Genomic DNA, 2286 nt, shown 5'->3' on the forward strand with positions numbered 1-2286 from the left:
GTTCGCTCGCCACTACTAACGGAATCACTATTGTTTTCTCTTCCTGCGGGTACTGAGATGTTTCACTTCCCCGCGTTCCCTCCACGCACCCTATGTGTTCAGATGCGGGTCACCGAGTCACTCGCGCGCTCGGCGGGGTTTCCCCATTCGGACACCCTGGGATCACAGTCCGGTTATCGACTCCCCCAGGCTTATCGCAGATTCCTACGTCCTTCTTCGGCTCCTAATGCCAAGGCATCCACCGTGTGCTCTTAAAAACTTGACCACAAAAGATCAAAAACGCTAATTTTCGAGAGAACCATGAAAACCACTGCACCATCCCGAAAGACAGCACAACAGATCCAGGTTCATATTCTTGGATATTGCTTCTTATAAAAGATGCTCGCGTCCACTATGTAGTTCTCAAACAACAACCCCAAACCACACACCCCACACACACAACATGCATGATCGGTGCAGCCAGGAAACCAGAAACAAACAAACCCGCAACCCCCGCCCCGCAAAACGGGACGGAACCACGGCCCTGTTGCCTCAGGACCCAACAGTGTGCCAAACACGAAACCACCCGCACCCACCAGCACCCTTCCAGGAACCCCCGCAAAGAGGAACCGTACTAAGCACCGGAAAGAACCGGCAGCCGCTATTCGTTGATATTCCACCCTTGAGCACCCGCCGCAGAACTTGCGTCTGCGCAACGGGCTGTACTCCTGACAAACCCCCGCACCGCATACACGGCACGAACAATCTGTAGGTGCTCCTTAGAAAGGAGGTGATCCAGCCGCACCTTCCGGTACGGCTACCTTGTTACGACTTAGTCCCAATCGCCAGTCCCACCTTCGACAGCTCCCTCCCACAAGGGGTTAGGCCACCGGCTTCGGGTGTTACCAACTTTCGTGACTTGACGGGCGGTGTGTACAAGGCCCGGGAACGTATTCACCGCAGCGTTGCTGNAGGCCACCGGCTTCGGGTGTTACCAACTTTCGTGACTTGACGGGCGGTGTGTACAAGGCCCGGGAACGTATTCACCGCAGCGTTGCTGATCTGCGATTACTAGCGACTCCGACTTCATGGGGTCGAGTTGCAGACCCCAATCCGAACTGAGACCGGCTTTTTGGGATTAGCTCCACCTCACAGTATCGCAACCCTTTGTACCGGCCATTGTAGCATGCGTGAAGCCCAAGACATAAGGGGCATGATGATTTGACGTCGTCCCCACCTTCCTCCGAGTTGACCCCGGCAGTCTCCTATGAGTCCCCACCATCACGTGCTGGCAACATAGAACGAGGGTTGCGCTCGTTGCGGGACTTAACCCAACATCTCACGACACGAGCTGACGACAACCATGCACCACCTGTAAACCGACCGCAAGCGGGGCACCTGTCTCCAGGTATTACCGGTTCATGTCAAGCCTTGGTAAGGTTCTTCGCGTTGCATCGAATTAATCCGCATGCTCCGCCGCTTGTGCGGGCCCCCGTCAATTCCTTTGAGTTTTAGCCTTGCGGCCGTACTCCCCAGGCGGGGCACTTAATGCGTTAGCTACGGCGCGGAAAACGTGGAATGTCCCCCACACCTAGTGCCCAACGTTTACGGCATGGACTACCAGGGTATCTAATCCTGTTCGCTCCCCATGCTTTCGCTCCTCAGCGTCAGTTAATGCCCAGAGACCTGCCTTCGCCATCGGTGTTCCTCCTGATATCTGCGCATTTCACCGCTACACCAGGAATTCCAGTCTCCCCTACATCACTCTAGTCTGCCCGTACCCACCGCAGATCCGGAGTTGAGCCCCGGACTTTCACGGCAGACGCGACAAACCGCCTACGAGCTCTTTACGCCCAATAATTCCGGATAACGCTTGCGCCCTACGTATTACCGCGGCTGCTGGCACGTAGTTAGCCGGCGCTTCTTCTGCAGGTACCGTCACTTTCGCTTCTTCCCTACTGAAAGAGGTTTACAACCCGAAGGCCGTCATCCCTCACGCGGCGTCGCTGCATCAGGCTTGCGCCCATTGTGCAATATTCCCCACTGCTGCCTCCCGTAGGAGTCTGGGCCGTGTCTCAGTCCCAGTGTGGCCGGTCACCCTCTCAGGCCGGCTACCCGTCGTCGCCTTGGTAAGCCATTACCTCACCAACAAGCTGATAGGCCGCGAGTCCATCCAAAACCACAAAAAGCTTTCCACCCCCCACCATGCGATGAGGAGTCATATCCGGTATTAGACCCAGTTTCCCAGGCTTATCCCAGAGTTAAGGGCAGGTTACTCACGTGTTACTCACCCGTTCGCCACTAATC

General features: G+C 56.0%; 2 rRNA genes. Both read right to left on the reverse strand.

The features are described from left to right. A 23S ribosomal RNA gene (locus U7114_RS19265) occupies nucleotides 1-265 on the reverse strand; the annotation flags it as partial. Nucleotides 266-762: 497 nt separating this feature from the next. Further along, a 16S ribosomal RNA gene (locus tag U7114_RS19270) occupies nucleotides 763-2286 on the reverse strand; the annotation flags it as partial.

Origin of the sequence: Pseudarthrobacter sp. C1 (assembly GCF_034720455.1) — a bacterium.
In the GTDB taxonomy this organism is placed as follows: domain Bacteria; phylum Actinomycetota; class Actinomycetes; order Actinomycetales; family Micrococcaceae; genus Arthrobacter.